Consider the following 4298-nt stretch of genomic DNA (forward strand, 5'->3'; position numbering starts at 1 on the left):
CTTCTTATCTTCCAGTAACGCAATTTCCACCCCTGTGGGAGCCGCATTTATAATAAGTTCCTTATTCAAGCGTCCAAAATTTTAACCTTTAAAACTTCACCTTTATGCTATGCACACGGCTATTAAGTAAGAACAGCTTACTGCATACCAAAACAATAGCTCACCATAAAGTTAGCGTATTTCTTCACGTTCGTGACGAATGGATTGCTTAAGGGTTCAGCGATCACTGCAGGTAATGTCCGGAGAATTCAATTGCGGGATCTATGGAAACAACCTGCATGACTATAGCAATTTAAGAAGTAAATGCTAGAATCATGCAGGATATATGAAAATTTTTATCCGACCACCGCGCCGGGAGAATACCGTATTAGTATAAATGGCGGGAAACTGGAGTAATTATTTCTTTTTACTTTTATGCCGGTTCTTTCTCAGTCTTTTTTTACGCTTGTGAGTGGCAATTTTATGTCTTTTTCTTTTCTTACCGCAAGGCATACGCTGATACGTTTTTAAATGATTGAAAAAATAATATTATTGAATACTTTTAATGTAACTATCGACTTCCTTCTTCAGTTCCGGATCGGTCATGAGTTGTTTGCTTTTTTCAAACAGCTCAATCGCTTTCTTTTTATCTCCTTTGCTTCTATACGATTCCGCCAGTACAAATAACACTTTCGCATTATCAGGGTGACTCTTCGCAACGCCTTCCAGTCTTTCGATAGCCTTATCGTACTGACCTGATGTAATAGCAAGGTTAGCTAAAGTAACCTGTGCGTCAATATTATCAGGATGTGCAGCCACTACTTCTCTTAGCTTAGCCACACCTGTCATAGGCTCACCGGTGTTCATGTACACCATGGCCTGTGATATTTTAAGTGTGTCGTTCGCCGGGTTCAATTGTATTGCCTGATCAAACAAAGTGATTGCTTGCTGGGCTTCCCATTTTGCTATACGCGGATCTTCTGCATGTTGCAAGTGGGCCAAAAATAAATTGGCTGCAAAGGTGAGGCTTTTTTCGGAATTTTCCAACTTAGCGGCTTCGCCAAGATAATATGCGGCTACGGGCAGCTGGTTAAGGCTGTCCCAGGTGTTGTACAATTGTTGGTACGCGGCTATCTTCTGGAGTTTAACATCTCCGCGAATAACATTTGTCTCAATTGAATTTACCTGTAAAAGTTTTTCAGCAGGAATTTTCCCCTTGGCTGTCGTAAGCAGTTCAGAGAAGGCAATAGGTTCCACATCCTGTCCGCCCTGCATAGGGGCGCCAGATGACATAGGTTTCTTTTCTGACCGGGGCACAGTACGGCCAAAGGCGAATAATATCACCAATAGTGCTACCGCAGCACCCACCAGAAGAACTTGTGATTTTTGCATCGCCTAAATTATTAGGCTGCAAAATTAAGAACTTTTAAGCTTCTTTACCTCAGCAACAAATTCTTTCGAAGGTTTAAATGCCGGAATAAAGTGCTCGGGGATCTCCACAGCTACGTTCTTCTTGATGTTACGCCCAATCTTGGCTGCTCTTTTCTTGGTGATGAAACTTCCAAACCCACGGATATAAATGTGTTCTCCGTTTGCAAGTGCTTCTTTCACCTCTTTGAACATAGCCTCGAGTGTGACTAACACATCGACTTTGGGGATGCCGGTTTTTTCAGCAATGTTGTTAATTAAATCAGCTTTTCTCATATGAAAGCGAGAGGATTACTTTACTCTCAAAGTTAATTTAAAAATTCTAATTGCTGAATTTTAAGCAAATAAATTTTATCATTTTTTCTTATAACTGGTATTGGCGATAATTTATATTTATTTGCAGGCCCGGAAATGGGTATCTGTTGTACCTTATAGGGTTTTGTACAGCATTTGCCATATCAATATACTAAATAATTTTATTAAAATAATATATAAATGATATCACCCCGACATTTTTTTACCGAAAAATTACTGGAATGGAACCGGGAGATGAACACCCGCAACATGCCCTGGAAGGGTGAAAAAAATCCATATCGCATCTGGTTATCTGAAATCATTCTCCAGCAAACCCGCGTGGAGCAAGGATGGCCATACTATGAACGCTTTATCCAACACTACCCCACTGTGGCAAAACTGGCCGCAGCTCCTGAAGAAGAAGTGTTCCGTTTATGGCAAGGGTTAGGCTATTATGCCCGCTGCAAAAATATGCTGGCCGCCGCCCGCCAAATTACCAACCTCCATCATGGAAAGTTCCCGGATCAATACGAGGAGATCAAAGCACTCAAAGGAATTGGCCCCTACACCGCCGCCGCCATCGCCTCTTTTGCCTTTAATCTCCCCTACGCCGTACTCGACGGCAACGTTTTCAGGGTCCTCTCCCGCTATTTCGGGATCGAAACCCCGATAGACAGCACCGCCGGCAAAAAACAATTTGATACCCTGGCCCAGGAACTCCTCCCGAAAGGCGCCTCCTCGGAATATAATCAGAGTATTATGGACTTTGGTGCAGTCGTGTGCAAACCGCAGCAACCCGCGTGTATCGACTGCCCTCTCCGGAAAAAATGCGTAGCCTGTCACCAACAGTTAGTATCCCTTCTCCCGATAAAAACTAAAAAATTACAAATCAAAAAAAGGTACTTCAACTATCTGCTGGTCAACTATAAAGAAGAAATTTTTATCCGGAAAAGAACCGACAGCGATATCTGGCAAAACCTGCATGAGTTCATTCTCATTGAAACACCAGCGCCGGCAGATTTCACGACACTACAGTCTTCCGAAGCATTTCAGCAACTTTTTGGCAAACTGACTTTCGAAATAGACCGGGTATCCCCTCCCTTTAAACAACAGCTCACCCATCAAACCATTCATAGTCAGTTTATTAGTCTTACCGTAAAAAAGCGTCCTGATCTGCCAGGATACACACTGGTGGCTAAAAACAGCCTGAATAATTATGCTTTTCCAAAAACAATTACCACCTTTCTGGAAAGCAATCACCTGCAATTATTCTAACTTTCACGCATAGAGATAAAAAATATACATTAAGCGCTAAGCCACTTCATTAATAGTAGCTAACGGTAAAATCCGGCTCAATCGGCTGCCAGTAAGAAATTTTTCACTATCGATTGGAAAAAAATATTAACTTTAAGAAGGTTGTTTATTTATTAAAAGAAGAACTTTTTAACAATAGACTAAAAAAACCTACAACTATGAGAGGTGTTAATAAAGTAATCCTGATAGGCAATTTGGGCAGAGATCCGGATGTACAGTTTCTGGAAGGGAATATTGCAGTAGCCAAATTTTCGCTGGCAACTACTGAAACGTTCAAAGACAGGGCCGGTAAGCTCATTTCACAAACAGAATGGCATACAGTGGTGCTTTGGCGGGGATTGGCCGAACTGGCGCAGAAATACCTGCACAAAGGCAGTCTTGTTTACATTGAAGGCCGTTTACGCACCCGCAGCTGGGAAGACAAAGAAGGCAATAAAAAATTTGCCACTGAAGTTGTAGGAGACAACCTGGTTATGCTGGATAAACGCATGGACCTCAATAACCAAGATCACCCCATACCTCACCATAGCAGTACGGGCTCAGGCAGTGGAGAAAGTTTCCCCGGATTGGAAATACCCCCTTCATTGAACGAGCCAGCAGACGATCTGCCTTTTTAGTTGCAAAAAAATATTAAGTTTTGATCCTACGTAATCCCATATAGGGACATTACTTATATTTGTGTGCAGGGAAAGCAATTCCATGAACGAATTACTTTCCCCTTATTTTTGATTCATTACATCAAAGTTGAACATCTTGGGCATCCTTTCGGCAAGCAACGTATCCTATTTTTTACAAGCCAGCGCACCTATTGGCACCCCTAATGTGGTGGTATTTCTGCTTGTTATATTTATTCTACTGCTGCTTACCTTTATTGTATCCGGGGCAGAAGTAGCTTTCTTTTCCTTAAACTATAAGGACCTGAACGTGCTTAAAACCCGGCAGAATGCCTCCGGCAAACTGATTACCAAACTGCTGGAAAAGCCCAAATCACTCCTCGCATCCTTACAAATAGCCAGTATCCTGTTGACGATCGCATTCATCATGATCACCAACTACCTCGTTACCCAGATGGAAGACCTGCAAACACTGCCGGTAATTTCCCTCGTGGTACGCATTGCTGCTATTTGCTTCATATTACTGTTCTTCGGCCAGATACTCCCCCGGGTATGGGCTGCCCAGAATAATATTCGTTTTGCTACCTATTTCGCCTGGTTTGTAAGCCTCGTACATGCCACTATGGAGCCGGTAAGCGACTTCTTTGTGAGCCTCAGCAGCAGCATTGA

Annotated in this window: 5 protein-coding genes; 3 read left to right on the forward strand and 2 right to left on the reverse strand. The window is 42.4% G+C overall.

Translation table 11 applies throughout. The annotated features are described in order from the left end of the window. Positions 1-528: 528 nt before the first annotated feature. Together VIP81_RS31690 and VIP81_RS31695 are read right to left on the reverse strand one after the other, a co-directional pair. Positions 529-1371 (reverse strand): tetratricopeptide repeat protein, encoded by an 843-nt coding sequence (locus tag VIP81_RS31690; RefSeq protein WP_331971608.1) that lies wholly within the window; start codon positions 1369-1371, stop codon positions 529-531. A 24-nt stretch (positions 1372-1395) separates the two neighbouring features. Next, positions 1396-1683 (reverse strand): HU family DNA-binding protein, encoded by a 288-nt coding sequence (locus VIP81_RS31695; protein ID WP_073084475.1) that lies wholly within the window; start codon positions 1681-1683, stop codon positions 1396-1398. 219 nt (positions 1684-1902) lie between these two features. Here VIP81_RS31695 and mutY point away from each other — a divergent pair, with 219 nt between their 5' ends. From mutY to VIP81_RS31710, 3 genes are all read left to right on the forward strand, one after another. Further along, positions 1903-2976 (forward strand): A/G-specific adenine glycosylase, encoded by a 1074-nt coding sequence (mutY, locus tag VIP81_RS31700; protein ID WP_331971623.1) that lies wholly within the window; start codon positions 1903-1905, stop codon positions 2974-2976. Positions 2977-3173: 197 nt separating this feature from the next. Beyond that, entirely contained in the window at positions 3174-3632 is a 459-nt protein-coding gene (locus VIP81_RS31705) for a single-stranded DNA-binding protein (RefSeq protein ID WP_079471287.1), read from the forward strand. Positions 3633-3768: 136 nt separating this feature from the next. Then, a partial coding sequence (locus VIP81_RS31710) for a DUF21 domain-containing protein (protein ID WP_331971626.1) occupies positions 3769-4298 on the forward strand: 530 nt, incomplete at its 3' end.

Source organism: Chitinophaga sp., assembly GCF_036566945.1.
Classification (GTDB): domain Bacteria; phylum Bacteroidota; class Bacteroidia; order Chitinophagales; family Chitinophagaceae; genus Chitinophaga.

Coding starts and splice junctions, on each gene's coding strand:
- VIP81_RS31690 (WP_331971608.1), bottom strand. CDS start 1,371: ATGCAAAAATCACAAGTTCTTCTGGTGGGTGCTGCGGTAGCACTATTG.
- VIP81_RS31695 (WP_073084475.1), bottom strand. CDS start 1,683: ATGAGAAAAGCTGATTTAATTAACAACATTGCTGAAAAAACCGGCATC.
- mutY (WP_331971623.1), top strand. CDS start 1,903: ATGATATCACCCCGACATTTTTTTACCGAAAAATTACTGGAATGGAAC.
- VIP81_RS31705 (WP_079471287.1), top strand. CDS start 3,174: ATGAGAGGTGTTAATAAAGTAATCCTGATAGGCAATTTGGGCAGAGAT.